A 25,026-nucleotide genomic window follows, 5' to 3' on the forward strand; every position below is an offset into this window, starting at 1 on the left:
CCACTGTCCCTGTGGGAGCGAGCCTGCTCGCGATGGCGGAGTATCAGTCAACATTTGCGCAACTGACACATCGCCATCGCGAGCAGGCTCGCTCCCACTGGGGGCAATACGCCTCTCAAGTCGTGCACCTGGATTCCACCAACAGCCCGCCCCAAGGCATACTTGCCACCCTCCGCACTCCAGAACCCGAAACCGCCCCATGCGTATCCACGTCAGTTTCATCGACCGCGTTGGCATCACCCAGGAAGTCCTGGCGTTGCTGGGTGGGCGCAATCTCAATCTGGATGCGGTGGAGATGGTGCCGCCCAACGTCTACATCGACGCCCCGACCCTCAGCCCGCAGGTGCTGGACGAGCTGCGTGAGGCGCTGTTCAGCGTGCGGGGAGTGCAGGCGGTTACCGTGGTGGACATCCTGCCGGGCCAGCGTCGGCACCTGCAGCTCGATGCCCTTCTGGCGGCCATGACCGACCCGGTGCTGGCCCTCGACAGCGCTGGCAACGTGTTGCTCGCCAACCCTGCGCTGATCGCCCTGTACGGTCGGGAACCGGCCGGCGAAAGCGTGGCCGGGCTGTTCGGGGACGAGACGCTGTTGGGCACCTTGCTGGAGAACGGCTTTCGCTTGCCGCTGCGGGAAATCACCCTCAATGGCCAGACCTGGCTGCTGGACGCCACGCCCATCACCGACGCCGGCGCACTGCTCACGCTGTACCAGCCGAACCGCATCGGCGAACGCCTGTCGGCGCTGCACCACGACCATGCCGAAGGTTTTGATGCGCTGCTCGGCGACTCCCCGGCGATCCGCACCCTCAAGGCTCGGGCGCAACGGGTTGCGGCGCTGGATGCACCACTGCTGATCCAGGGCGAAACCGGCACCGGCAAGGAGCTGGTGGCGCGGGCCTGCCATGCCATCAGCGCGCGCTATGGCGCACCGTTCCTGGCTCTGAACTGCGCCGCGCTACCGGAGAACCTGGCCGAAAGCGAACTGTTCGGCTACGCCCCCGGCGCCTTTACCGGCGCACAACGGGGGGGTAAACCAGGACTGATGGAACTGGCGAACCAGGGCACGGTGTTCCTGGACGAAATCGGTGAGATGTCGCCGTATCTGCAAGCCAAGCTGCTGCGTTTCCTCAATGACGGCAGCTTCCGCCGGGTCGGCGGCGACCGGGAAATCAAGGTCAACGTGCGGATCCTCAGCGCGACCCATCGCAATCTGGAGAAAATGGTCAACGAGGGTTCGTTCCGCGAAGACCTGTTCTATCGCCTGAACGTGCTCAACGTCGAGGTCCCGCCATTGCGTGAGCGCGGCCAGGACATCCTGCTGCTGGCCCGGCATTTCATGCAGCAGGCCTGCGCGCAGATTCAGCGACCGGTCTGTCGCCTGGCCCCCGGCACCTATCCGGCGCTGCTGGGTAACCGCTGGCCTGGCAACGTGCGACAACTGCAGAACGTGATCTTCCGCGCCGCGGCGATCTGCGAGAGCAGCTTGGTGGACATTGGTGACCTGGACATCGCCGGCACTTCCGTCGCGCGACAAGGCGATGTAGACGTCGAAAGCCTGGAACAGGCCGTGGAAACCTTCGAGAAACACTTGCTCGAAAGCCTCTACGTCAACTACCCGTCCACCCGTCAACTCGCCAGCCGCCTGCAGACCTCCCATACGGCGATCGCCCACCGGTTGCGCAAGTACGGGATTCCCAACAAGCCATAGGGCCCTCTGGAAGGACCTCTGTGGGAGCGAGCCTGCTCGCGATGGCGGCGTGCCTGCTACAGAAATATTGACTGATACTCCGCCATCGCGAGCAGGCTCGCTCCCACAGGGCCTGCCTTGACCAATAATCGGCTCAAAAACGACCTCCATCTGTACTGAAAGCGCTACAGTGGAACGATATCGCTACAGGCAGCGGTAAACTGCGCCGGATAAGGCTTTGATCCCACAATCATTTTTTCCAGGCGCGACGCTGTAGCGATTTCGCTACAGCCAAGGTTATCCACACCGCTCCACCCCCCCTCAAATCATTGATCCATAAGCACTTATCGATATTGGCCGCATTCTTGCTATGGATATAACCATACGGCCGGGTCATGTCCCGCGCCTTTCTTCGCGTCCACCAGACGAATCTGGCCCCAGGAGTTTCCATGAGCGAGTTGCGTTTCACTGAAGATCACGAATGGCTGCGCGCCGAAGCCGATGGCAGCGTCACAGTCGGCATCACCGCGTTCGCACAGAACGCTTTGGGCGATGTGGTCTATGTTCAGTTACCGGAACTGCAAACCTACGCCAAGGGTGACGAAGCCTCTACCGTGGAATCGGTGAAGGCCGCGAGCGGTGTCTACATGCCGTTGGACGGTGACGTGTTGGAAGTCAACCCGGCCTTGGAAAGCAATCCTGAACTGGTCAACGAAGATCCGCTGGGCGAAGGCTGGTTTTTCCGTTTCAAGCCAGCCAATGCCGCTGAAGTTGGCCAACTGCTGGATCAGGACGCCTATGACCGTCTGATCAAAGCCAACGCCGAAGCCTGAGGAGCGCCACATGACCGTTAATCTGGGCACCGCCAACGAATTCATCGCCCGTCATATCGGCCCGCGGGCCAGCGACGAGCAAGCCATGCTCGAACGCCTGGGCTACGACTCCCTGGAAGCCCTGAGCGCCAGCGTCATCCCTGAGAGCATCAAGGGAACCAGCGTGCTGGAGATGGGTGATGGCCAGAGCGAAGCCGATGCACTGGCCTCGATCAAGGCCATCGCCGCCAAGAACCAGCTGTTCAAGACCTACATCGGCCAGGGCTACTACAACTGCCATACGCCGGCACCGATCCTGCGCAACCTGCTGGAAAACCCGGCCTGGTACACCGCCTACACGCCGTACCAACCGGAAATTTCCCAGGGTCGTCTCGAAGCGCTGCTGAACTTCCAGACCCTGATCAGCGACCTCACCGGCCTGCCGATTGCCAACGCCTCGTTGCTGGACGAAGCTACCGCCGCCGCCGAAGCCATGACCTTCTGCAAGCGCCTGAGCAAGAACAAGGGCAGCAATGCCTTCTTCGCCTCGCGCCACTGCCACCCACAGACCCTCGACGTGCTGCGCACCCGTGCCGAGCCCCTGGGCATCGACGTGGTGGTCGGCGACGAACGCGAGCTGACCGATGCCAGCCCGTTCTTCGGCGCGCTGCTGCAATACCCGGCCAGCAACGGCGACCTGTTCGACTACCGCGAACTGACCGAGCGCTTCCACGGGGCCAATGCCCTGGTGGCAGTCGCGGCTGATCTGCTGGCCCTGACCCTGCTGACCCCGCCGGGCGAATTCGGCGCCGATGTCGCCATCGGCAGCGCCCAACGCTTCGGCGTACCGCTGGGTTTCGGCGGCCCGCACGCGGCGTATTTCTCCACTAAGGATGCCTTCAAGCGCGACATGCCAGGCCGCCTGGTCGGGGTATCCGTGGACCGTTTCGGCAAGCCGGCCCTGCGCCTGGCGATGCAGACCCGCGAGCAACACATCCGTCGCGAGAAAGCCACGAGCAACATCTGCACCGCCCAGGTGCTGCTGGCGAACATCGCCAGCATGTACGCCGTGTACCACGGTCCCAAGGGCCTGGTGCAAATCGCCAACCGCATCCATCACCTGACCGCGATCCTCGCCAAGGGCCTGGGCGCGTTGGGCGTGAGCGTCGAACAGGACAGCTTCTTCGACACCCTGACCCTGCACACCGGCGCGCAAACCGCTGCCCTGCACGACCAGGCCCGCGCCAAACGCATCAACCTGCGCGCGGTAGACGCTGAACGCCTGGGCCTGTCCCTGGACGAAACCACCTGCCAGGCCGACATCGAAACCCTGTGGGCACTGCTGGCCGGCGGCAAGGCCCTGCCGGACTTCACCACCCTGGCCGCCAGCGTACAAAGCCGTATCCCTGCCGAACTGGTACGCCAGTCGCCGGTCCTCAGCCACCCGGTGTTCAACCGTTACCACTCCGAAACCGAGCTGATGCGCTACCTGCGCAAGCTCGCCGACAAGGATCTGGCCCTGGATCGCACCATGATCCCGCTGGGTTCCTGCACCATGAAACTCAACGCCGCCAGCGAAATGATCCCGGTGACCTGGGCCGAATTCGGCGCCCTGCACCCATTCGCCCCGGCCGAGCAGAGCGCCGGTTACCAGCAGTTGACCGATGAACTGGAAGCCATGCTTTGCGCCGCCACCGGCTACGACGCGGTGTCGCTGCAACCCAACGCCGGTTCCCAGGGTGAGTACGCCGGCCTGCTGGCGATCCGCGCCTATCACCAGAGCCGTGGCGAAGACCGTCGCGACATCTGCCTGATCCCTTCGTCGGCCCACGGCACCAACCCGGCCACCGCCAACATGGCCGGCATGCGCGTGGTCGTCACCGCGTGCGATGCCCGTGGCAACGTCGACATCGAAGACCTGCGGGCCAAGGCCATCGAGCATCGCGAACACCTCGCCGCGCTGATGATCACCTACCCGTCCACCCACGGCGTGTTCGAGGAAGGCATCCGCGAAATCTGCGGCATCATCCATGACAACGGCGGCCAGGTGTACATCGACGGCGCCAACATGAATGCCATGGTCGGCCTCTGTGCCCCGGGCAAGTTCGGCGGCGACGTGTCGCACCTGAACCTGCACAAGACATTCTGCATTCCCCACGGCGGCGGCGGCCCGGGCGTCGGCCCGATTGGCGTCAAGTCGCACTTGGCGCCTTTCCTGCCGGGCCATGCCAGCATGGAGCGCAAGGAAGGTGCGGTATGTGCGGCGCCGTTCGGCAGCGCCAGCATCCTGCCGATCACCTGGATGTACATCCGCATGATGGGTGGCGCCGGCCTCAAGCGCGCCTCGCAGCTGGCGATCCTCAATGCCAACTACATCGCCCGTCGCCTGGAAGAGCACTACCCGGTGCTCTACACCGGCAGCAACGGCCTGGTGGCCCACGAGTGCATCCTCGATCTGCGCCCACTCAAGGACAGCAGCGGCATCAGTGTCGACGACGTGGCCAAGCGCCTGATCGACTTCGGCTTCCACGCCCCGACCATGTCGTTCCCGGTGGCCGGCACGCTGATGATCGAGCCGACCGAAAGTGAATCCAAGGAAGAACTGGACCGCTTCTGCGACGCCATGATCTGCATCCGCGAAGAAATCCGCGCAGTGGAAAACGGCAGCCTGGACAAGGACGACAACCCGCTGAAAAACGCCCCGCACACCGCGGCGGAAATCGTCGGCGAGTGGGCCCACCCCTACAGCCGCGAACAAGCGGTGTACCCGGTCGCGTCGTTGATCGAAAGCAAATACTGGCCGCCAGTGGGCCGGGTCGACAACGTATTCGGCGACCGCAACCTGGTCTGCGCCTGCCCGTCGATCGAAAGCTACGCTTGACCTGTGAGGGGCGGGTCAACCGCCCCCTCGCAACAACACCGCCTATGCCCCTGTGGGAGTGAGCCTGCTCGCTCCCACAGGGTTCCCTCTCAATCTTTCGATCGTCATAAAAAGAAACCGGAGAAACACCATGTCGTTAAGCGTGTTCGACCTGTTCAAGATCGGTATCGGCCCTTCCAGCTCCCATACGGTCGGCCCGATGCGTGCCGCTGCCCGTTTCGTCGAAGGGCTGCGTCGTGATGACCTGCTCGAAACCATTACCAGCGTCAAGGTCGAGCTGTACGGCTCCCTCGGCGCCACCGGCAAGGGCCACGGCAGTGACAAGGCCGTGCTGTTGGGCCTGGAAGGTGAACACCCGGACACCGTGGACACCGAAACGGTAAACGCCCGCCTGCAGGACATTCGCAACAACGGTCGCTTGAACCTGCTGGGCCAACATTCCATCGAATTCAACGAAAAGCTGCACCTGGCGATGATTCGCAAGCCGCTGCCCTTCCATCCCAATGGCATGATCTTCCGTGCCTTCGACGGTGCGGGCCTGCAAGTGCGCAGCCGCGAGTATTACTCGGTGGGTGGCGGTTTCGTCGTCGATGAAGACGCCGCCGGCGCCGACCGTATCGTCGAAGACGCCACGGTCCTGACCTTCCCGTTCAAAAGCGCCAAGGACCTGCTGGGCCACTGCAGCACCTATGGCCTGTCCATCAGCCAGGTGATGCTGACCAACGAAAGCGCCTGGCGCCCCGAAGCCGAAACCCGCGCCGGCCTGCTGAAGATCTGGCAGGTGATGCAAGATTGCGTGGCGGCCGGGTGCCGCAATGAAGGGATCCTGCCGGGCGGACTGAAGGTCAAGCGACGGGCAGCGGCACTGCACCGCCAGTTGTGCAAAAACCCCGAAGCGGCGTTGCGCGACCCGTTGTCGGTGCTGGACTGGGTCAACCTGTATGCCCTGGCCGTCAACGAGGAAAACGCCTTTGGCGGGCGTGTCGTCACCGCGCCCACCAACGGCGCGGCGGGGATCATCCCGGCCGTGCTGCATTACTACATGCGCTTCATTCCCGGGGCCAACGAGGACGGCGTGGTGCGGTTCCTGCTGACCGCCGCCGCCATTGGCATCCTGTACAAGGAAAATGCCTCCATCTCCGGTGCCGAGGTCGGTTGCCAGGGTGAAGTCGGCGTCGCCTGCTCCATGGCCGCCGGTGCCTTGTGCGAAGTCCTGGGCGGCACGGTGCAGCAAGTGGAAAACGCCGCTGAAATCGGCATGGAACACAACCTCGGCCTGACCTGCGACCCGATCGGCGGCCTGGTGCAGGTGCCCTGCATCGAACGCAACGCCATGGGCTCGGTGAAAGCCATCAACGCGGTGCGCATGGCCATGCGCGGCGACGGGCATCACTTCGTGTCCCTCGACAAAGTCATCCGCACCATGCGCCAGACCGGCGCCGACATGAAAAGCAAATACAAGGAGACCGCCCGTGGCGGTCTGGCGGTCAACATCATCGAATGCTGATGCGCGCTGCTTGCCTCTCTTCATTTTTCCAGGAGCTGATATGTCCACCGAACAACTGCTGAAGACCCCGCTGCATGCCCTGCACCTAGAACTGGGCGCCCGCATGGTGCCGTTCGCCGGCTACGACATGCCGGTGCAATACCCATTGGGGGTCATGAAAGAACATCAGCATACCCGCGATCAGGCCGGGCTGTTCGACGTGTCCCACATGGGCCAGATCCGCCTGACCGGCCCGGGCGCCGCCCAGGCCCTGGAAACCCTGGTGCCGGTGGACATCATCGACCTGCCGGTGGGCATGCAACGCTATGCCATGTTCACCAACGCCAACGGCGGCATTCTCGACGACCTGATGGTCGCCAACCTGGGCAACGACGAGCTGTTCTTGGTGGTCAACGCAGCATGCAAGGACCAGGACCTGGCCCATCTGCGCGCTCACATCGGCAGCCAGTGCGACATCGAGCCGCTGTTCGAGGCCCGCGCCCTGCTCGCCCTGCAAGGTCCGGCAGCCGTCACCGTACTGGCCCGCCTGGCACCGGACGTGGCGAAAATGACCTTCATGCAATTCCAGCGCGTCACGCTGCTGGGCGTGGACTGCTTTGTCAGCCGTTCGGGCTACACCGGTGAAGACGGTTTCGAAATCTCCGTGCCCGCCGCCGATGCGGAAAAGCTCGCCCGCGCCCTGCTGGCGGAACCGGAAGTGGCCGCCATCGGCCTCGGCGCCCGTGATTCCCTGCGGCTGGAAGCCGGCCTGTGCCTCTACGGCCACGACATGAATACCGAGACGACGCCGGTCGAAGCCAGCCTGCTGTGGGCCATTTCCAAGGTTCGCCGTGCCGACGGTGCCCGCGCAGGTGGCTTCCCGGGCGCTGAAACCGTGTTCGCCCAGCAACAGAATGGCGTGCGCCGTAAACGCGTCGGCCTGCTGCCCCAGGAACGCACCCCGGTGCGCGAAGGTGCGGAAATCGTCAACGAGGCAGGCGAGATCATCGGTGCGGTGTGCAGCGGCGGCTTCGGTCCGACCCTGGGCGGTCCTTTGGCGATGGGTTATCTGGACGCCGCCTATACCGCCCTGGAAACGCCCGTCTGGGCCATTGTCCGTGGGAAAAAGGTGCCTTTGCTTGTAAGCAAAATGCCATTCGTTGCACAACGCTACTACCGCGGCTGATTGACTGTTTCTATAAGTAACGCGATTGCGTTATACGTGCACTAATGTGTAACGCAACCGCCATAAAAAGGTGCATTTATTTCCTATTGAACGGTGTTTATAAGGTTGGCAAACAATTGAACTAGCCTATCGATTAAGCCCAGGCCAACGAAACGCATAAATAGCGCAAAGCTTAGGAAAACCGGGCCCTTCAGAGGGGGTTGTTTTTTCATTCGTAGTTGGCGTAGAGTTTGGTCACTGTGTTTGCATGGGTCGCTTGGAATCGTGACCTGGGCAGTAGCCTATGAAGTTCGCTACATCCCGTTCGACGTCTCTTACTTTCCTGCAACCCAGCCCCAGTACTCTTTCAAGTGAAAGAGGCTGTCATCAATTTAAGCGTCAAAGGAAATAAGAAAATGGCTGAGCGTCAGAGCGGTACCGTCAAGTGGTTCAACGACGAAAAGGGTTTTGGTTTTATCACTCCTGAGAGCGGTCCGGATCTGTTCGTGCATTTCCGTGCCATCCAGGGCAGCGGCTTCAAGAGCCTGAAAGAAGGCCAGAAAGTCACCTTCGTTGCCGTGCAAGGCCAGAAAGGCATGCAGGCTGACGAGGTTGTTGCCGAAGCCTAAGCTTTCGCAACCCCAGAAGCCCCTGATTGATATCAGGGGCTTTTTTATGGGCGTAAATCCGTAGAATGGGCTTCTTTTTGGTCCGAGGCCGTCATGCCGAAACACCTGCTTACCCCTCAGGGCGACTTTCCCCCCGTTGGCCTGGGTCGTCGCCTGGCGGCGATGTTCTATGACTTTCTGCTGTGCACGGCGTTGCTGATCGTCACCAGCGGCATCTACAAGATGGTCCAGATGGGGATCATCGGCGAAGAGAAAATGCGTACCCTCACCGAAGCCGGCGCACTGGATGGCGACCCCTTGCTGTCCACCGTGCTGCTGTTCGTGCTGTTCGGTTTCTTCGCCAAGTTCTGGACCCACAACGGCCAGACCCTGGGCATGCAGGTGTGGGGCATCCGCGTGCAGAACGCCGATGGCTCGGCCATCAGCCTGTGGCAGGCGCTGTTGCGGTTCGTGGTGTCGATTGCCTCATGGCTGCCGGTAGGGCTGGGCTTTCTCTGGTCGTTGTTCGACAAGCGCAAGCGCAGCTGGCATGACATCTACTCGGACACGCAATTGGTGCGGGTTCCCAAGAAGACCAAATGATTCACACGTCTCATTCCCACGCTCTGCGTGGGAATGCAGCCAAGGACGCTCCGCGTCCCAGAGCCGAACGCGGAGCGTGCGTAGAGACATTCCCACGCGGAGCGTGGGAACGAACATCAGGACTCAGGCGTTACCAGCCAGCTTCATCCGCGCTGCCTGGGTGAAGTCCAGCATGCGCTTGAGCGGGCGAATGGCCTGGGGGATCAACGCCGGGTCGACGAAGATCTCGTTGGTGCCTTCCTGCAAGCTCTTGAGGGTACGCTCCAGGGTATTCATCGCCATCCACGGGCAGTGGGCGCAACTGCGGCAGGCCGCGCCATTACCGGCGGTAGGGGCTTCGATGAAGACCTTGTCCGGGCACAGCTGCTGCATCTTGTAGAAAATGCCACGGTCGGTCGCGACGATCAGCGTCTTGTTCGGCAGACTCTGGGCTGCGGCGATCAGTTGGCTGGTGGAGCCCACGGCGTCCGCCAGTTCGATCACCGAGGTCGGCGACTCCGGGTGCACCAGGATCGCGGCGTCCGGGTACAAGGCCTTCATGTCCTCCAGTTGCTTGGACTTGAACTCCTCGTGGACGATGCAAGCGCCGTCCCAGAGCAGCATGTCGGCACCGGTCTTGCGCTGGATGTAAGTGCCCAGGTGCTTGTCCGGCCCCCAGATGATCGTCTCGCCGTTGTCCATCAGGCTCTCGACGATTTCCAGCGCACAGCTGGACGTCACCACCCAGTCGGCACGGGCCTTGACCGCCGCCGACGTGTTGGCATACACCACCACGGTCCGCTCCGGGTGCTGGTCGCAGAACGCCGAGAACTCGTCCACCGGACAACCGAGGTCCAGGGAACAGGTGGCTTCCAGGGTCGGCATCAGCACACGTTTTTCAGGATTGAGGATCTTGGCGGTCTCGCCCATGAACCGGACCCCGGCCACCACCACGGTCTTGGCCGGATGGGCGTTGCCGAAGCGGGCCATTTCCAGGGAGTCGGACACGCAGCCCCCGGTTTCCTCGGCCAGGGCCTGGATGATCGGGTCGCAGTAGAAGTGCGCGACCAGCACCGCGTCCTGAGCCTTGAGCTCGGCGGCGATGGCGGCGCGGTACCAGGCCTCTTGCTCGGCACTCAGCGGCTTGGGCTGTTTGGCGTCGAGGTGAGCCTGGACCAGAAGGCGTTCGGAAATTTGCGTCATGTTCGCAAGACCTGCAGGCGCATTTGCGCGAAAGTCGAGTATACACCCGGCTCCGGACCACTCGGGTACCGCCGGGAAAGTGGGTATCAATCAGGCACGGGACAGCGTGAAGCCGGCAAGGCTACAGAATATCCCGCCGATGCAAAAGATCATTCTGATTGGTGCCTGGCCGGCACGCTCCAACGCCATCAAACACTGCGTCGCTGGGGAGCGGAAAGCCGAACCAACCTGACTGAAATGTAATCACCCGCCCCTCTTGCCTGTGTCATCTTTGCTTCACACCTGTACGGGGACAGCCCCTGTGCATGTCGCGAATCGACGGATGGACTTTTATCGATGCAAACAAAAACTTCCCGGCGCACCTTCGTAAAGGGCTTGACCGCTGGCAGCATCCTGGGTGGTCTGGGCCTGTGGCGCACCCCCGTCTGGGCGGTGACCGGCCCAGGCCAGCCCACTGTATTGAGCGGCACCGACTTCGACTTGTTCATTGGCGAAAGCCCGGTCAATTTCACCGGCCATCCCCGTATCGCCCAAACCATCAACGGCGGCATTCCCGGCCCGCTGCTGCGCTGGCGCGAAGGCGACACAGTGACCCTGCGGGTACGCAATCGCTTGAAAGACACCACGTCCATCCACTGGCACGGCATTCTCCTGCCGGCCAACATGGACGGCGTACCCGGGTTGAGCTTCAAGGGCATCGAACCCGACGGCCAGTACGTCTACCAATTCAAGGTCCGCCAGAACGGCACGTACTGGTACCACAGCCATTCCGGATTCCAGGAGCAATCCGGGGTGTATGGGCCGCTGGTCATCGATGCCCGGGAGCCCGAGCCCTTCCAGTACGAACGGGACTACGTGGTGATGCTCACCGATTGGACCGACGAAGACCCCGCCGACGTCATCCGCAAACTCAAGAAGCAGTCGGACTACTACAACTACAACAAACGCACCGTCGGCGACTTCATCGACGATGTCGCCAGCAAGGGCTGGGGCGCCACCGTGGCCGATCGCAAGATGTGGGCCGAGATGAAAATGAACCCCACCGACCTGGCGGACGTCAGCGGCGCGACCTACACCTACCTGATGAACGGCCAGGCGCCGGACATGAACTGGACGGGCCTGTTCAAGCCGGGCGAGCGGATTCGCCTGCGCTTCATCAACGGTTCGTCCATGACCTACTTCGATGTGCGCATCCCCGGCCTGAAAATGACGGTCGTCGCCTCCGACGGCCAATACGTCAATCCGGTGCCAGTGGATGAGTTCCGGATCGCCGTGGCCGAAACCTACGACGTCATCATCGAGCCGACCGAGCAGGCCTATACCCTGTTTGCCCAGTCGATGGACCGCACCGGGTATGCCCGCGGCACCCTGGCGACCCGAGCCGGGCTCTCGGCCCCGGTCCCACTGCTTGATCCGCGACCGCTGGTGACCATGGACGATATGGGCATGGGCGGCATGGACCACGGTGGCATGGCTGGCATGGGTGATATGAGCGGCATGGACCATGGATCGATGCAAGGCATGGATCACAGCAAGATGCCCGCAATGGATCACGGCGCCATGCAGGACATGCAGGGTATGGAGGGCATGGATCAAAGCGAAATGTCGACCATGGATCAGGGTGACATGCCGATGATGGACCACGGCGCGATGCCAGGTATGGGCAACATGCCGTCCCATCCGCCATCGGAGCAAGACAACCCACTGGTGGACATGCAAGCCATGAGCGTCAAGCCCAAGCTCGACGACCCCGGCATGGGCTTGCGCAACAATGGTCGCAAGGTGCTGACCTACGCGGACCTGCGCAGCACCTTCCCCGACCCGGACGGCCGCGAACCGGGTCGCACCATTGAATTGCACCTGACCGGACACATGGAAAAATTCGTCTGGTCATTCAATGGCGTGAAGTTCTCCGACGCCGAGCCGTTGCTGTTCAAGTACGGCGAACGACTGCGCATCGTGCTGATCAACGACACCATGATGACTCACCCCATCCATTTGCACGGCATGTGGAGCGATCTGGAGGACGAAAACGGTCAGTTCATGGTGCGCAAGCACACCCTCGACGTGCCGCCCGGCTCCAGGCGCAGCTACCGGGTCACCGCCGATGCCCTCGGACGCTGGGCGTATCACTGTCACCTGCTCTTCCACATGGAAACGGGCATGTTCCGTGAAATCCGGGTACAGGAATGAGGAGCCGAACCATGACCCGACACATTCAATCCCCCTCCTGTCGATGATGATCATGGCCGGCCTGGCACAAGGCATGGCCACGCCTGCCTGGGCAGCCGGCAACGCTATGCAAGGCATGGATCACAGCAAGATGCAGGGCATGGACCATGGCCAGATGCAAGGATTGGATTCCATGCAGGGCATGCAGTCGATGGAGCCGCCCCCCACCACCAGTCGCACGCCGATCCCCGAACTGACCGCCGCCGATCGCGCAGCGGTCTATGAGGACCACGGCAGCCACATGATGAATGACAGCGCGCTCAACTCCTTCTTTCTGATCAATCAGTTGGAATGGCAAGACGCCGATAAGGGCAGCGCCCTGAGTTGGGACGCCTCCGGCTGGATCGGCGGCGACATCGACCGGTTGTGGCTGCGCACCGAAGGCGAACGCACCAACGGCAAGACCGAAGAAGCCGAACTCCAGGCCCTCTGGGGCCACGCCATCAGCCCCTGGTGGGACGTGGTGGCCGGCGTGCGCCAGGACTTCAAGCCGGACGAACCGCAAACCTGGGCTGCCTTGGGCATCCAGGGCATGGCGCTGTACAACTTCGAAACCCAGGCCACGGCATACCTCGGTGAGAACGGCCAGAGCGCCGTGCGCCTGGAGGGCGACTACGACATCCTGTTGACCAACCGCCTGATCCTCCAGCCCACCGCCGAAGCCAACTTCTACGGCAAGAACGATCCCGAGCGCGCGGTGGGTTCAGGGCTATCGGACACCGAGCTGGGCCTGCGGCTGCGTTATGAAATTCGTCGCGAATTCGCCCCTTACATCGGCGTCACCTGGAACCGCACCTATGGCAATACCGCCGACTACGCTCGCGAAGAAGGCGATGACCGTAGCGAGGCACGCCTGGTCCTGGGCGTGCGTATGTGGTTCTAACGGGTTGAGCCCCCTCCATTCCCCAAAAAACTAGAAAACCGTTGTAGGAGTCCTTGCATGTCATTCATCAAAAACGCTGTGATCACCGTCGCGTTGTCCACCGGCCTGCTGAGCAGCGGCCTGACCCAGGCACACCCCAAGCTGCTGTCCACCACCCCTGCCGAAGGTTCGCAGGGATCGGCACCTGAGAAAATCGAACTGCACTTTTCCGAGAACCTGATGACCAAGTTCTCCGGCGCCAAGCTGCTGATGACCGAGATGCCCGGCATGTCGGCCCATTCGCCGATGCCCATGCCGGCCAAGGTGTCGGGCAGCGAAGACCCCAAGACCATGGTCATCGTCCCCAATACCCCGCTCACGTCGGGCACCTATCAGGTCCAATGGCGCGCGGTATCGTCCGATACTCACCCGATCACCGGCAACGTCACATTCAAGGTGAAGTGAGTTGAGCGACTCGATCGACATAGCGCTGATCAACATCGCTCTACGCCTGGCCCTCTATCTGGATCTGATGCTACTGTTCGGCCTGGCGGCTTTCGGCCTTTATGGTCTGCGGGGCCAGGAACGAAAGTCGGGTGAGGTGTTGCCTTTCGCAAGGCTCCTGGCGAGCACGGCCATCATCGGCGTGCTGCTGTCCGTCGCCGGCATGCTCTGCATGGTCTGGGCCATGAGCGGCGTTACGGACTGGGCCGAGTTACAGCCACACGTTGAAATGATGGTGTTGGAGACTGACATGGGCTCAAGCTGGAGCCTGCGGATACTGGCATTGATGCTGACCATTGTCGCCGCGACGCAAAGTAAGCGCTGGCCGAGCGCCAGCCTGTGGCTGGGCACGCTGGCCGCAGGCGTGGCCCTTGCGACACTGGCCTGGGCCGGCCATGGCGCCATGGACGAAGGCGAACGACGGAGCTGGCACTTCATCACTGACTTTTTGCACCTGTGGGCAGCGGGTGCCTGGGTCGGTGCCCTGGCGGCGTTTGTGCTGCTGCTTCGCCAGGCCGAACACCGATTGCCGGTGCTGTCTCGGACCCTGACCGGCTTTGAAAACGCCGGCGCGGTGATCGTGCTGATTATCAGCGTGACCGGCGTGATGAACTATCTGTTCATCGTCGGCCCGAGTATCGACGGGCTGTTCGACAGTGCCTACGGTCAATTGCTGACACTCAAACTCGTCCTGTTTGCGGCCATGCTGGTGTTCGCCGCACTGAACCGTTTTCACCTGAGCCCGCAGCTGGAACTGGCCAGGCAAACCGGCGAACACAGTGTCGCCGTGAGGGCGTTGCGGCGCAGCATGATCCTTGAGTTCTCTGTAGCGGCGGTCATCCTCGCTTTGGTGGCCTGGCTGGGTACGCTGAGTCCGGCCATGGAATAGCAGGTGTGGGAGTCTGCAAATTCTGCGTACGCCCCGAATCCAATGTGGGAGCAAGCCTGCTCGCGATAGCGGTGGGTCTGCTTGCGGCAATGTTGACTGTGCCGCCGTCTTCGCGGGCAAGCCCGGCTCCCACAGGGTCTGCTGGCGTAGGCAAATGCTGCCTACACCCGACTCCAATGTGGGAGCGAGCCTGCTCGCGATGGCGGTGGGTCTGCTTGCGGCAATGTTGACTGTGCCGCCGTCTTCGCGGGCAAGCCCGGCTCCCACAGGGTCTGCTGGCGCAGGCAAATACTGCATACACCCGGAATCCATGTGGGAGCGAGCCTGCTCGCGATAGCGGTGGGTCTGCTTGCGGCAATGTTGACTGTGCCGCCGTCTTCGCGGGCAAGCCCGGCTCCCACAGGGTCTGCTGGCGTAGGCAAATACTGCATACACCCGGAATCAATGTGGGAGCGAGCCTGCTCGCGATAGCGGTGGGTCTGCTTGTGGCAATGTTGACTGTGCCGCCGTCTTCGCGGGCAAGCCCGGCTCCCACAGGGTCTGCTGGCGTAGGCAAATGCTGCCTACACCCGACTCCAATGTGGGAGCGAGCCTGCTCGCGATGGCGGTGGGTCAGCTTGCGGCAATGTTGGCCTTACCACCGCTATCGCGAGCAGGCTCGCTCCCACAGGGTTGATGAGCATTTAATCTTTCAATATTCCTGCCCAGTTTTCAGTTTGCCCCTGCCCTCGTTTCCCGGCCTAAATGGCATTTTTATCAGCCAAGGCTCCGTTATGGAAAATGTTCGAACTTCAAGCACCCACGCCGTCTGGCTGATGGTCAGTGTGGTGTTGGTGGCGCTGAACCTGCGACCTTCGATGGCGGCGGTGGGACCGTTGTTGTCAGCCATTCGCGGCGAGGTGCCGTTGAGTTTCAGCACCGCCTCGCTGCTGACCATGCTACCGGTCATGGCCATGGGCCTGGCGATGTTCCTGGGCATGCGCATTGCGCTGCGCATCGGTGAACACCGCACCATCGTGCTCTCGCTGCTGATCATTGGCATCGCCACGGCGTCGCGCCTGTATCTGGACAGCGCCGCCGAGCTGATTATCAGCGCCGTGGTGGCCGGGGTCGGGATCGCACTGATTCAGGCGGTGATGCCGGCGCTGATCAAATCGCGTTTCAGCGACAATGTCTCGCTGTTCATGGGGTTGTATGTCACCTCGATCATGGGCGGCGCAGCACTGGCGGCATCATTTTCCCCCTTCGTCCTGACACAGACCGGCAGCTGGCGTATCGGCCTGGCGATCTGGGCGGTGCTGGCGCTGGTTGCCCTGGGTTGCTGGTACGCCCAGCGCTCGGCCGTCACACCGTTACCCGAAGCCCCGAGCCAGAACAAGGAGTCGTTCTTCGCCAATGGCCGGGCCTGGTTGCTGGCGATTTTCTTTGGCCTGGGCACCGCGTCCTATACCTGCGTATTGGCCTGGCTGGCACCGTACTACGTGGAAAAAGGTTGGAGCGAACAGCACGCGGGCCTGTTGCTGGGGTTCCTCACGGCGATGGAAGTGCTATCGGGCCTCGTCACCCCTGCAATCGCCAACCGCAGCCAGGACAAGCGCCTGGTGCTGGCCGTCCTGCTGGCCCTGATCATGGGCGGTTTCTGCGGCCTGATCCTCAGCCCTGAACGCTTCAGCCTACTGTGGCCCTGCCTGCTGGGACTGGGTATCGGCGGCCTGTTCCCGATGAGCCTGATCGTATCCCTCGACCACCTGGACAACCCACGCCGGGCCGGTGGCCTGACGGCGTTCGTGCAAGGCATCGGCTATCTGATCGCTGGGCTTTCACCCTTGATCGCCGGGATGATCCGCGATCAATTGGGCAGCTTCGAATGGGCCTGGTGGTCGCTCACTGCGGTCATGGCACTGATGATCCTGATGGTGTTGCGCTTCAATCCCAAGCAGTACGCGCGGCACATCAGCTAGCGGAACCGGTCGCGTCGCTGAAAAAAGGGCCGCAATGAATGCGGCCCTGTCTTTATCCACCTACCCATGACGGCCGACGGATTTGCCCATCATGACGTTCCAGTTCTCGAACACAGGAATAAGACCTTGATGAAACACGTCGGTTTTGCAGCCGCTCACTGGGGCATGCTTATCTGGGCAATGCTGATCGCCTCGTCGTTCTTCGCAGCGGCTCAGGTCAGCCATTCGATCGACCCGATTCTGCTCACGGGCTTGCGGCTGCTGTTTTCAGCCTTGCTGTTCCTGCCGCTGTTGTTGCTGAAAAACACCTCGCCCATCACTGCCAAAGGGTTGCTGGCCCACGCAGTGCTCGGCCTGTTGCTGGCGACCTATTTTGGTTCGTTGTTCGAGGCTTTGCGCTACACCTCGGCGGTCAATACCGCGACGCTGTACACACTGGTGCCATTGATGACCTTGTTCTTCGAAGTGTTCCTGCTGCCCAGTCCAAACCTCAAGAGCCGCCTGCTGCCCATGCTGATCGCGGCGGCCGGCGCCGTATTGCTGACGCTCAAGGGTGCAGTGCCGGGGCAGATGCCGGCGCTTTATCCGGTGCTGGTCTTCAGTGCCGGTTGTGTGGCGATGGCGCTGTACTCGCCCCTTAGTCAACGATTCAAGGCCAAGGCACTCAAGGGGCGAGATCCGGTGGCGATGACGTTCTGGAACATGCTGTTCGGCTCACTGTTTCTCTTGGTGTTCTGCCTGTTCAGCGGCGGCTGGCGCAGCGGCCTGCAATTGTCGATGCTGGATATCGGCTGGCTGGTGTACCTGGCCCTGTTCGGCACCCTTGCCACGTTCTGGCTGTTGCACCGGGCCATCGGGGTGATCGCACCCTCCACAGTGATTTCCTACGTATACCTCAACACCCTGTTTGTGACGCTGCTCAACTGGTTCTGGCTCAGGCAGCAACCGATGGCGCTCGAAATCATCGGTGCCGGGCTGGTAGGCCTGGGGATGCTGGCGCTGGTGATTTCAAGCCGCAATGCCAGAACCGTTACGGCTTGAAATCGCCCCAGGCTTTGTACGCTGGCGCGACGTACATGCAACGCTAGTACGCCGACGCCGAACGAGGTGCAACCGGGCTCCAGCGCTCCAGTTCCCGTTCAAGGAAAGCCGCCACTGCCAGCAACCGCTCCTCCTGCCAGTGCGGCCCGACAATCTGGATGCCGATGGGCATTCCTGTGGCCTCATCGGTTCCGGCGCGGATCACCACCGCCGGTGAACCGCTGAGACTGAACGGGAACACGAAGGCATAGCGGTTGCGATCCTCCAGGGATTCTCCATGACGGAACGCAACGTCCGGAAATACCGGGCAGATGAACAGGTCGTGTTGCTTGAAGAACTTCGCCAGTTGATAGCGGAATGTGTCGATCGCGATCCAGTCGCGCTTGACTTCGTCCACGGTCAATTCCGCCGCTTCGCTCATGTCCAGCAACTGGGCGATGGCCGGGGTGAAACGGCGCTTGTTCATCGACTCGAACAGCTGTCGCCAGCCGCGCCCGGCGTCAGCACCGGTGATGAACACCCGCCATAGCACATCGCAGGCCTCCTCGAGCATCGGCGGTGCCACCGGACTCACCTGCGCCACGACCTGACTCAGGCACCGTTCGACCTGCTGCAATACCTCGCTCACCCCGGCACTGACGGGCGTGCGGTCCGACTCCGAAAACAGTGCGACCCGCAGGCTGGCCAGCGGCTCACTTTCCGCAAACGGCACGTCGACGGTGTCTGGATCCTGTCCGTCGGCACCGCTGATCAGGGGCCCGAGCAACGCCAGGTCATCGACGTAGCGCCCCATCACGCCAAAAGCCGAGGTCATGTGAAACAAACCGGAGCGGTCGTTGGGAAACTGGCCGGTTAATGGCACCCGGCCCTGGGTCAGTTTCAAGCCGCAAATGCCGTTGAAGTGCGCGGGTATCCGCACACTGCCACAGGCATCGGAGGCCAGCCCGGCGGGCGAACACCCGGCGGCGATCGCCGCCGCCTCACCACCACTGCTGCCGCCGGCGGAGCGTTGCAAGTCATGGGGATTGAGGGTGCGGCCATAGATCAGGTTTTCGGTCTCGAAGGCCATGCACAGCTCAGGCACATTACTGATGCCCAAGATGATCGCCCCGGCCTGCCGAAGCCGGGCGACGGCCGTGGCGTCCTGCTGGCTGACGTCGCCCAGCAACTCCTCCAGCCCTCGGGACATCTTGAATCCCTGGACGTGGAGGACGTCCTTGATGGTGATGGGAATACCGTGCAGCGGACCACTGATCTGGCCGACGCGCGCCATCTCATCGGCTTCGCGGGCCTGGCGCCGCAAATCCTCCACGGGCGCCAGTTGGATCAGTGCATTGATCTGCCGATTACGCTCGGCGATCCGCTGCAGGTAGAACTCCAGCAGCGTGACGCTGGTCAGCACGCCACGTCGCAACAGACCAGCCATTTCCCGCAGGGTCAGCGAGTCGGGGTTGAACATATTCACGACGCCTCCTTGCTGCGCAGCCACTTGTTGGGCAACTGGTACATGTTGCGCACCACCAGGGAGAATGCCTTGACCGCCAGCTTCGGCCGCCGGTCGATGGCCTCCAGGGCCTCTTCGATCATTGCCAGGACATGGCGCAACGCATCGGGCGAGATGTTCAACGGTGGGTAAAAGCGCAGCACCGGACGCTTGGCCTTTTCATTCATCGAATGGCCGGCATGAATGCCGCGCTTGCTCAGCTCCATGCTCATCAGGGCCTCATAGACCGAACCGCGCAAGCGCAACCCCGTCATCAGTCCCACCCCCGGCACGTCCTCGACGATGTGCGGATAGCGCAGTGCCAGGCGTTGCAGACCGTGGCGCAGCAAGCCGCCGTTGATCTGTGACTGCTCCACCAGGTTGTTCTGCTCGATGTAATCGATGGCCGCCAGCGCCGAGGCGCACGCCACCGGATGCCCGCCATTGGTGCGCGTATCAGGCTCGATTTCACTGAGCGGGAACTGCGTCGCCAGGCGCTTGCTGTACATGGCGCAGGCAAACGAGGTGTAGCCGCCGGTCAGGCCCTTGGAGAGGATCATGATGTCGGGCACCACGTCGTCATATTGCACGGCGAACCATTTGCCGCAGCGACCGAAACCGGTCTGGATCTCATCCGCCACCAATAGGGTTCCGGTGGCATCGCACAAGGCCCGCAGATTGGCCATGTAGCCCAGCGGTGGCACCTGCAGGTGCGCGCCGCCCAGGATCGGTTCGACATACACCGCGCACACGCCCTCGCCGACGGCCTTTTGCAGGGCCGCAAAATCACCGTAGGGCACATGGGTCACGTAGGGCGCTGCGATGCCATAGCTGCTGTGGTTTTGTCGTTGCCCCAGGATGCTCATCGCCGCCAGGGTTTTGCCGTGGTAGGAGCCGCTCATCACCACGATCCCGCGCCGGTGTGGTTGGATACGCAACGCATAGCGCAGGCTCTGCTCGATGGCCTCGGCCCCAGAGACCATGTACTGCACGTCCCCCCACTCCCCCGGCACCAGTTGGCACAGACGTTCAGTCAATTTGTCCTGGAGCGGATGACGCCGACCCTCCGGTACCCAGGCCATCTGGTTCAGTTGCGCTTGCACCTGCTCGCGGACCATCGGGTTGCGATGGCCGACGATGAACACGCCGTAGCTGCACGCACAGTCGATAAAGCGCTTGCCGGTGTGGTCGGTGACGTGAATGCCATCGGCCTGTTGCTCGACGCTGGTCTTGCCCAGGCGATAGAGCTTGGCCGCCGAGGCGCTCCAGTACCGCTGGCAATCATCCAGCAGTTGTTCATGCGGCCTGAGTAAGGACATGGCTTAGGGTCTCCTTGATGAGGTTTGCGGCACGTTGAACGTGTTCGGGGCGAGCGGTGATCGGGCAACGCAAGATCAATTCGCGGCCACGGGGCACACTGACATAGATGCCTCGCTGGTAAAGGGCCTCGCACAGCACACTCGGCTGCAGGTCATCGGCCAGCGGCAGGCTGACCCAGCCGCCCTCGGCCACGGCGCCGAACGACGCCAGGGTCTGCGCCAGTCGCTGACCGTTTTCCAGGCATTGGCGGGGCGAGTCGTGGGCCTGCACATAATCCAGCGCGGCCAAGGCCCCCACGCAGGCCATCGGATTACCGGCCGTGGTGCTGCCATGCTTGGCCGGGCTGCTGCGTCCATAGACCTGCCAGGCCATGCGCTCGCTACAGGTATAGGTGCCGATGGGAATCGCACTGCCCCCCAGCGCTCCGCCGAGCACGACAATGTCCGGGACACAACGATAGCGCTGGAAACCGAACAGCGTGCCCAGGCTGCCGAGGCAGGTCTGGGTATCCACCGCGATCACCGGCACCGAGGCTTGCGCCGCACGGGCATGCAAGCGCTCGACCAGGGCCGGTTCGAGCATTTGCAATCGACCGTTCGCATCGAGACGGGTACTGCTGTGGCAGACCGCGAAGCAATCACTCCAGTCCACCGAGTCCAAGTCCGCGAGATGACGAATCGCCACGCGCTTGAAGCCCTGGAAATGTTGCACATCCAGGTCGCCCTGCGCGGCGTTGAGGCAACGCCCGTAGGTCAGTGAGCCGTAATCACCCCCATGGATAAACACGATGGTGTTGCCCTTCGGCTTGAGCCCCTTGCATAACTTCAAGGCGCCCTCGAACGCTTCATCACCGGAACTGCACACATAGGAACTGACCAACGGCTCAGGCAGCAGCTCGGCCAGATGGCGGCACAAGGCAATCAGCGGTGCAGACATCAGTACCCGGTTGGACAAGCCCATGATCTGCGCCTGACGGGTGACCGCATCGATCACCGCTGGCACCTGGAAGCCAAACCCGCCGGTCAGGTCGATGATCTGCCGACCATCGCCGTCGAGGTACGTCTCGTACTGCCCGCCAATAATATATTTATCGTTATTCATGGCACCCTCTCAGCGATAGCTCAGCGCATTGAAAATGCGTCGACGTTCATCGACGATGGTTTCACGACCGTGCATGACCCGACGGTTATCGATCATGACCACGTCATGGTCACGCCAACCCACCGGAACGGTGTACTGGGCGGAGACTTCGGCGATTTCGGCCAGGAACTCGGCGGGAATCACCTGCCCATCCACCGTATCGATCACCGGCGCCTCGTAGTTGAACGAAGGCCCCAGGATGCTGTTCGCAAACGCCGGGCGCTGGCTGAACGCAGAGGTAAGGATCGCCGGCGTGCTGAAGGCGTAGTGCATCGAGTCATCGGCCGGGTTGAAGGAAATCTGCGTCTGCGGGTCATTGCCAATGATCTGCAACAGATCCTCGATGACCACGTCTGCCGGGTTCGACAGAGTCGGCGAATAATGACAAACCAGCCGGCGCCACTTTTCCCCCGCCACGGTGCGGCTGTAGCGAATAGGGTTGTTTTCGAAGAAGCTGCGGCAGCCCGGGGACAGCCTCGCCAGCACTTTCTCACCGTCGCAGATCGTGGTTTGCGAACCCTTGCGCGGCGCTTCCTGGCAATAGAACCAGGTCATGTCCGGCCAGAACGGTGAATTGCCGTTTTCGCAATGCAGGCCGACCGCCTGATGTCCGGCATCCACCAACTGCGCGGCACCACCGACCATGACCCGTGCAGGGTCCAGGCTCAGCCGGGAACTGTTTTGCTTGACGTAGGCGCTGAACGCCTCGGCGTTGTGGATACAGTTGCGAAACAGCACGACACCGTAGTGTCCCAGCAGCTCATACAACTCGGCCTTGCCCAGGCTGGCGAAGTGGTGCGACTCGACGATGGAGACGTCCGGGTTTTCAAAGTGAAAGGCAGGTGTGCTCATTGGATGCGTTCCCTTGCAGAGTGGAAAAAACAGTGGCGATATCGGCGCGTTTCGGTCGGCCGGTGACGGTGTAGAGTTGTTCGATCAACGGATCGTCCTTGGCCAACAACCAGAGCCGGTTCGGTCGTTCGATGTCGGAGAAACGGCCAGTCGACCAGCTAATCAGTTCATCCCTGGCCGGCGTCGACTCGACACACAGCAACGCCACAAGACCGTGCTGCTCATCGAAGAACACCGCGGCGTCGTTCACGCCCGGGTATTTGCGATACTCCAGCTCGACCTGCTCGGGGCTGACATTGCGGCCGTTGGGCAGGCAGATCACGTTCTTCTTGCGGCCATGCACGTAGAGGTAGCCGTCTTCGTCGAGCATCCCCAGGTCCCCGGTGTCCATCCAGCCGTCATCCGACATGGAGCACGCGCTGGGGTCCGTCCCCGAGTAACCGCTGAACAGAGAACTGCTCTTGACCTCGATGGTCTGGTCGGCGCCGATCCGTACCTGAACATGGGGAAGCGGCTTGCCGACGCTGCCTAAGCGCTGCTCTTCAAAGGTGTTCATGCTGACCACCGAGGCGTTTTCCGACAGTCCGTAGCCCTGGTATACCTCGATACCTTGCTCGGCCAGATCGTGCAGGGCATCGATACTCACCGCCGCGCCGCCGCAGGTGATGTGAGCCCCGGACTTCAGGTAACTTGCCAGCCGCGCCCCCGCCTCGCCGCCATCGTTCAATTGTTCCAGGAAGCGATTGATCATGACTGGCGGCACCGTCAGGGCCGTCGGCTGGACCTGCAGGATCCAGTCGACCAGACGCTGCGGCGAAGCCCCAGGCTCGCCGAGCAATGCTTCGCTCGGCGGCAGGAAATGCACGGTCCCACCGGCCAGGAGCGGCAGGTAAGCGGCGGTCACCTGTTCAAGCAACAAGCTCAAAGGTACCAGCGACAGATACCGACGATGGGCATTGACCGGCATGCGTTCGCGCAACGACGTCAGCACCGCGCCAACCGCGTGATTGCTCAAGCGCACGCCTTTCGGCCGGCTGGTGGTGCCCGAGGTATGAATGATCTTGCAGATCCAGTCACCCTCTGCGTCCGGTGTGTGTGCCAGCGGCTGCTCGATCACTGGCTCACTGAGACGGCGCAGGCGGCTATCAGGGAAATTCAGCTTCCAGCGTTGCGCCAGTGTTCGCTGCCCGGCGGCATCCACCAGAAATCCGTCGCAACGCTCGGCCAGATGCTCGGCCTGGGACTGACTGAACGCCAGCGGCAACGGCAAGGCGGTAATCCCGGCAAACAGGCACGCCAGGTCGGCCACCAGCCAGTCGCTGCTGTTGCGCGTCGCAATCCCCAGCACCACTTGATCGCCGTGGGCCGGCGTTGCGAAACGTCGTTGCAGCTCAGCAGCCAGATTAAGCGCCCGGTGCTCCAGTTCGCCGTAGGTCAGCGCCACAGACTCTGTGCCCGACGTCCAGTCAACCGCACATACCGCCTGGCGGTTGTCCTGCAGTGCCTGTTTCAGCAGATTGATAAAACCACCGCTCATGGCTGCGCCCTCGCCAGGGTTTCACCGGGCAATTGTGTGAACGAGGTGTTGAGCGTCGTGGCGGCGAAACGTGAGCGCTTAGGATCGACCCGGATGAAACCGGTAACCGGCTTCTTGGCGTAATAGGTCCCCAGTTCTTGCCGCTATCGTCGGCCAGGCGGGTGGGGTCGGCGGTCAACAGCGGCTCGAAATCGATCTGGCAACTTTCCATCATTTGCCGGACCCGAGGCGTAACAGTGCACAACAGGTAATGCCCACCCATGCACCAGGACAACAACGGAATCATATTAACGAGAATCATTCCCGCTGTGAGATGATGGGAAATCAGATTGCCGATCTCGACAATGTTCGAACGCTCGATGGTTTTCTCGAAACGCTGGGACAGGATCTCCTCAATCGGTTGTGTCAGGTATTGTTCGGAAAAGAGAATGCGGTGATCCGCAAAAGTAATACCGGCACACGCGAGTATGCGATCTTCCTGGTCCTGAGTGACCGCAAAGTATTGTGGATTCGGTTCTACCGAAGCCGCGTAAGAACTTCGAAACTTGTCTTTTACTACCTCTGTGGCCTGTACCCATAATGGCGTTTTAGTTTCCGCGACACGTATTTGCATTTCGTCCTCCTCCGTCCCTGTGCAGGATGTCTATAAAAGCGAGGCGAGCATATTTAAGAAAAATCCTACAAGCCATTTAAAAAATAAATTGCATCCGCTAATATATAAATAAACGTCTTTGTCATAAAAACCAGAGACGCTAGCCCATGGATTGTGCCAAGAAGGATC

At 61.8% G+C, this 25,026-nt stretch carries 20 protein-coding genes; 13 read left to right on the forward strand and 7 right to left on the reverse strand.

All coding sequences use genetic code 11. The features are described 5' to 3' along the window. Window positions 1-199 precede the first annotated feature (199 nt). The 7 genes from PCOSP_RS22795 to PCOSP_RS22825 all read left to right on the forward strand — a co-directional run bounded on the left by PCOSP_RS22795 (window position 200) and on the right by PCOSP_RS22825 (window position 9,242). Complete coding sequence (locus tag PCOSP_RS22795) at window positions 200-1,708, forward strand: sigma-54-dependent transcriptional regulator (protein WP_464709560.1); 1,509 nt, start codon at window positions 200-202, stop codon at window positions 1,706-1,708. Between the two features lie 428 nt (window positions 1,709-2,136). Beyond that, window positions 2,137-2,520, forward strand: a complete 384-nt coding sequence (gene gcvH, locus PCOSP_RS22800) for a glycine cleavage system protein GcvH (RefSeq protein WP_175364257.1) — start codon at window positions 2,137-2,139, stop codon at window positions 2,518-2,520. A 10-nt stretch (window positions 2,521-2,530) separates the two neighbouring features. Beyond that, entirely contained in the window at window positions 2,531-5,380 is a 2,850-nt protein-coding gene (gene gcvP / locus PCOSP_RS22805) for an aminomethyl-transferring glycine dehydrogenase (protein ID WP_175384690.1), read from the forward strand. 130 nt (window positions 5,381-5,510) lie between these two features. Beyond that, a complete protein-coding gene (locus PCOSP_RS22810; protein WP_464709561.1) occupies window positions 5,511-6,887 on the forward strand; it encodes an L-serine ammonia-lyase in 1,377 nt (458 codons plus the stop codon). 40 nt (window positions 6,888-6,927) lie between these two features. Further along, window positions 6,928-8,052: a glycine cleavage system aminomethyltransferase GcvT gene (gcvT, locus tag PCOSP_RS22815; protein ID WP_464709562.1), complete on the forward strand. Its 1,125-nt coding sequence runs from the start codon at window positions 6,928-6,930 to the stop codon at window positions 8,050-8,052. A gap of 395 nt (window positions 8,053-8,447) precedes the next feature. Next, window positions 8,448-8,660 (forward strand): cold-shock protein, encoded by a 213-nt coding sequence (locus tag PCOSP_RS22820; RefSeq protein WP_040070294.1) that lies wholly within the window; start codon window positions 8,448-8,450, stop codon window positions 8,658-8,660. Between the two features lie 93 nt (window positions 8,661-8,753). After that, window positions 8,754-9,242, forward strand: coding sequence for an RDD family protein (locus PCOSP_RS22825; RefSeq protein ID WP_139647697.1), 489 nt, complete (start codon window positions 8,754-8,756; stop codon window positions 9,240-9,242). A gap of 123 nt (window positions 9,243-9,365) precedes the next feature. Here the strand turns inward: PCOSP_RS22825 and nadA are convergent, their stop codons facing one another. Then, window positions 9,366-10,424: a quinolinate synthase NadA gene (gene nadA, locus PCOSP_RS22830; protein ID WP_024779477.1), complete on the reverse strand. Its 1,059-nt coding sequence runs from the start codon at window positions 10,422-10,424 to the stop codon at window positions 9,366-9,368. Between the two features lie 336 nt (window positions 10,425-10,760). On the opposite strand from nadA, the gene PCOSP_RS22835 reads away from it, so the two are divergent. From PCOSP_RS22835 to PCOSP_RS22860, 6 genes are all read left to right on the forward strand, one after another. Beyond that, on the forward strand, window positions 10,761-12,617 hold the full coding sequence (locus tag PCOSP_RS22835; RefSeq protein ID WP_464709563.1) for a copper resistance system multicopper oxidase: 1,857 nt from the start codon (window positions 10,761-10,763) through the stop codon (window positions 12,615-12,617). 52 nt (window positions 12,618-12,669) lie between these two features. Further along, entirely contained in the window at window positions 12,670-13,539 is an 870-nt protein-coding gene (locus tag PCOSP_RS22840) for a copper resistance protein B (protein WP_464709564.1), read from the forward strand. A 57-nt stretch (window positions 13,540-13,596) separates the two neighbouring features. Beyond that, the gene (gene copC, locus PCOSP_RS22845) at window positions 13,597-13,983 is read left to right on the forward strand and encodes a copper homeostasis periplasmic binding protein CopC (protein ID WP_139647690.1); all 387 of its coding nucleotides are present in this window, start codon (window positions 13,597-13,599) and stop codon (window positions 13,981-13,983) included. Between the two features lies 1 nt (window position 13,984). After that, the gene (gene copD / locus PCOSP_RS22850) at window positions 13,985-14,911 is read left to right on the forward strand and encodes a copper homeostasis membrane protein CopD (RefSeq protein WP_464709565.1); all 927 of its coding nucleotides are present in this window, start codon (window positions 13,985-13,987) and stop codon (window positions 14,909-14,911) included. 773 nt (window positions 14,912-15,684) lie between these two features. Continuing rightward, on the forward strand, window positions 15,685-16,872 hold the full coding sequence (locus PCOSP_RS22855) for a cyanate transporter (protein WP_139645258.1): 1,188 nt from the start codon (window positions 15,685-15,687) through the stop codon (window positions 16,870-16,872). Between the two features lie 129 nt (window positions 16,873-17,001). Then, on the forward strand, window positions 17,002-17,913 hold the full coding sequence (locus PCOSP_RS22860; protein WP_464711991.1) for a DMT family transporter: 912 nt from the start codon (window positions 17,002-17,004) through the stop codon (window positions 17,911-17,913). Between the two features lie 43 nt (window positions 17,914-17,956). On the opposite strand, the gene PCOSP_RS22865 is transcribed toward PCOSP_RS22860, so the two are convergent. The 6 genes from PCOSP_RS22865 to PCOSP_RS22890 are packed head-to-tail and all read right to left on the reverse strand — an operon-like array spanning window position 17,957 to window position 24,858. Next, on the reverse strand, window positions 17,957-19,372 hold the full coding sequence (locus PCOSP_RS22865; protein ID WP_139645269.1) for an amidase: 1,416 nt from the start codon (window positions 19,370-19,372) through the stop codon (window positions 17,957-17,959). 2 nt (window positions 19,373-19,374) lie between these two features. Next, window positions 19,375-20,715, reverse strand: a complete 1,341-nt coding sequence (locus tag PCOSP_RS22870) for an aspartate aminotransferase family protein (protein WP_139645254.1) — start codon at window positions 20,713-20,715, stop codon at window positions 19,375-19,377. Continuing rightward, on the reverse strand, window positions 20,693-21,817 hold the full coding sequence (locus PCOSP_RS22875) for an aminotransferase class III-fold pyridoxal phosphate-dependent enzyme (RefSeq protein WP_464709566.1): 1,125 nt from the start codon (window positions 21,815-21,817) through the stop codon (window positions 20,693-20,695). The genes PCOSP_RS22870 and PCOSP_RS22875 overlap by 23 nt, the downstream gene beginning before the upstream one ends. A gap of 9 nt (window positions 21,818-21,826) precedes the next feature. Further along, complete coding sequence (locus tag PCOSP_RS22880; RefSeq protein ID WP_139645250.1) at window positions 21,827-22,708, reverse strand: TauD/TfdA family dioxygenase; 882 nt, start codon at window positions 22,706-22,708, stop codon at window positions 21,827-21,829. Next, window positions 22,683-24,245, reverse strand: coding sequence for an AMP-binding protein (locus tag PCOSP_RS22885; protein WP_139645248.1), 1,563 nt, complete (start codon window positions 24,243-24,245; stop codon window positions 22,683-22,685). The genes PCOSP_RS22880 and PCOSP_RS22885 overlap by 26 nt, the downstream gene beginning before the upstream one ends. After that, on the reverse strand, window positions 24,175-24,858 hold the full coding sequence (locus PCOSP_RS22890) for a thermostable hemolysin (protein ID WP_464709567.1): 684 nt from the start codon (window positions 24,856-24,858) through the stop codon (window positions 24,175-24,177). Before PCOSP_RS22890 ends, PCOSP_RS22885 begins: the two co-directional genes overlap by 71 nt. Window positions 24,859-25,026 lie beyond the last annotated feature (168 nt).

This window comes from Pseudomonas sp. MAFF 730105 (assembly GCF_055380705.1).

Excerpts from the sequence above, each read along its gene's own strand:
- PCOSP_RS22795 (WP_464709560.1), top strand. The coding sequence starts at position 200 with ATGCGTATCCACGTCAGTTTCATCGACCGCGTTGGCATCACCCAGGAA.
- gcvH (WP_175364257.1), top strand. The coding sequence starts at position 2,137 with ATGAGCGAGTTGCGTTTCACTGAAGATCACGAATGGCTGCGCGCCGAA.
- gcvP (WP_175384690.1), top strand. The coding sequence starts at position 2,531 with ATGACCGTTAATCTGGGCACCGCCAACGAATTCATCGCCCGTCATATC.
- PCOSP_RS22810 (WP_464709561.1), top strand. The coding sequence starts at position 5,511 with ATGTCGTTAAGCGTGTTCGACCTGTTCAAGATCGGTATCGGCCCTTCC.
- gcvT (WP_464709562.1), top strand. The coding sequence starts at position 6,928 with ATGTCCACCGAACAACTGCTGAAGACCCCGCTGCATGCCCTGCACCTA.
- PCOSP_RS22820 (WP_040070294.1), top strand. The coding sequence starts at position 8,448 with ATGGCTGAGCGTCAGAGCGGTACCGTCAAGTGGTTCAACGACGAAAAG.
- PCOSP_RS22825 (WP_139647697.1), top strand. The coding sequence starts at position 8,754 with ATGCCGAAACACCTGCTTACCCCTCAGGGCGACTTTCCCCCCGTTGGC.
- nadA (WP_024779477.1), bottom strand. The coding sequence starts at position 10,424 with ATGACGCAAATTTCCGAACGCCTTCTGGTCCAGGCTCACCTCGACGCC.
- PCOSP_RS22835 (WP_464709563.1), top strand. The coding sequence starts at position 10,761 with ATGCAAACAAAAACTTCCCGGCGCACCTTCGTAAAGGGCTTGACCGCT.
- PCOSP_RS22840 (WP_464709564.1), top strand. The coding sequence starts at position 12,670 with ATGGCCGGCCTGGCACAAGGCATGGCCACGCCTGCCTGGGCAGCCGGC.
- copC (WP_139647690.1), top strand. The coding sequence starts at position 13,597 with ATGTCATTCATCAAAAACGCTGTGATCACCGTCGCGTTGTCCACCGGC.
- PCOSP_RS22855 (WP_139645258.1), top strand. The coding sequence starts at position 15,685 with ATGGAAAATGTTCGAACTTCAAGCACCCACGCCGTCTGGCTGATGGTC.
- PCOSP_RS22860 (WP_464711991.1), top strand. The coding sequence starts at position 17,002 with ATGAAACACGTCGGTTTTGCAGCCGCTCACTGGGGCATGCTTATCTGG.
- PCOSP_RS22865 (WP_139645269.1), bottom strand. The coding sequence starts at position 19,372 with ATGTTCAACCCCGACTCGCTGACCCTGCGGGAAATGGCTGGTCTGTTG.
- PCOSP_RS22870 (WP_139645254.1), bottom strand. The coding sequence starts at position 20,715 with ATGTCCTTACTCAGGCCGCATGAACAACTGCTGGATGATTGCCAGCGG.
- PCOSP_RS22875 (WP_464709566.1), bottom strand. The coding sequence starts at position 21,817 with ATGAATAACGATAAATATATTATTGGCGGGCAGTACGAGACGTACCTC.
- PCOSP_RS22880 (WP_139645250.1), bottom strand. The coding sequence starts at position 22,708 with ATGAGCACACCTGCCTTTCACTTTGAAAACCCGGACGTCTCCATCGTC.
- PCOSP_RS22885 (WP_139645248.1), bottom strand. The coding sequence starts at position 24,245 with ATGAGCGGTGGTTTTATCAATCTGCTGAAACAGGCACTGCAGGACAAC.
- PCOSP_RS22890 (WP_464709567.1), bottom strand. The coding sequence starts at position 24,858 with ATGCAAATACGTGTCGCGGAAACTAAAACGCCATTATGGGTACAGGCC.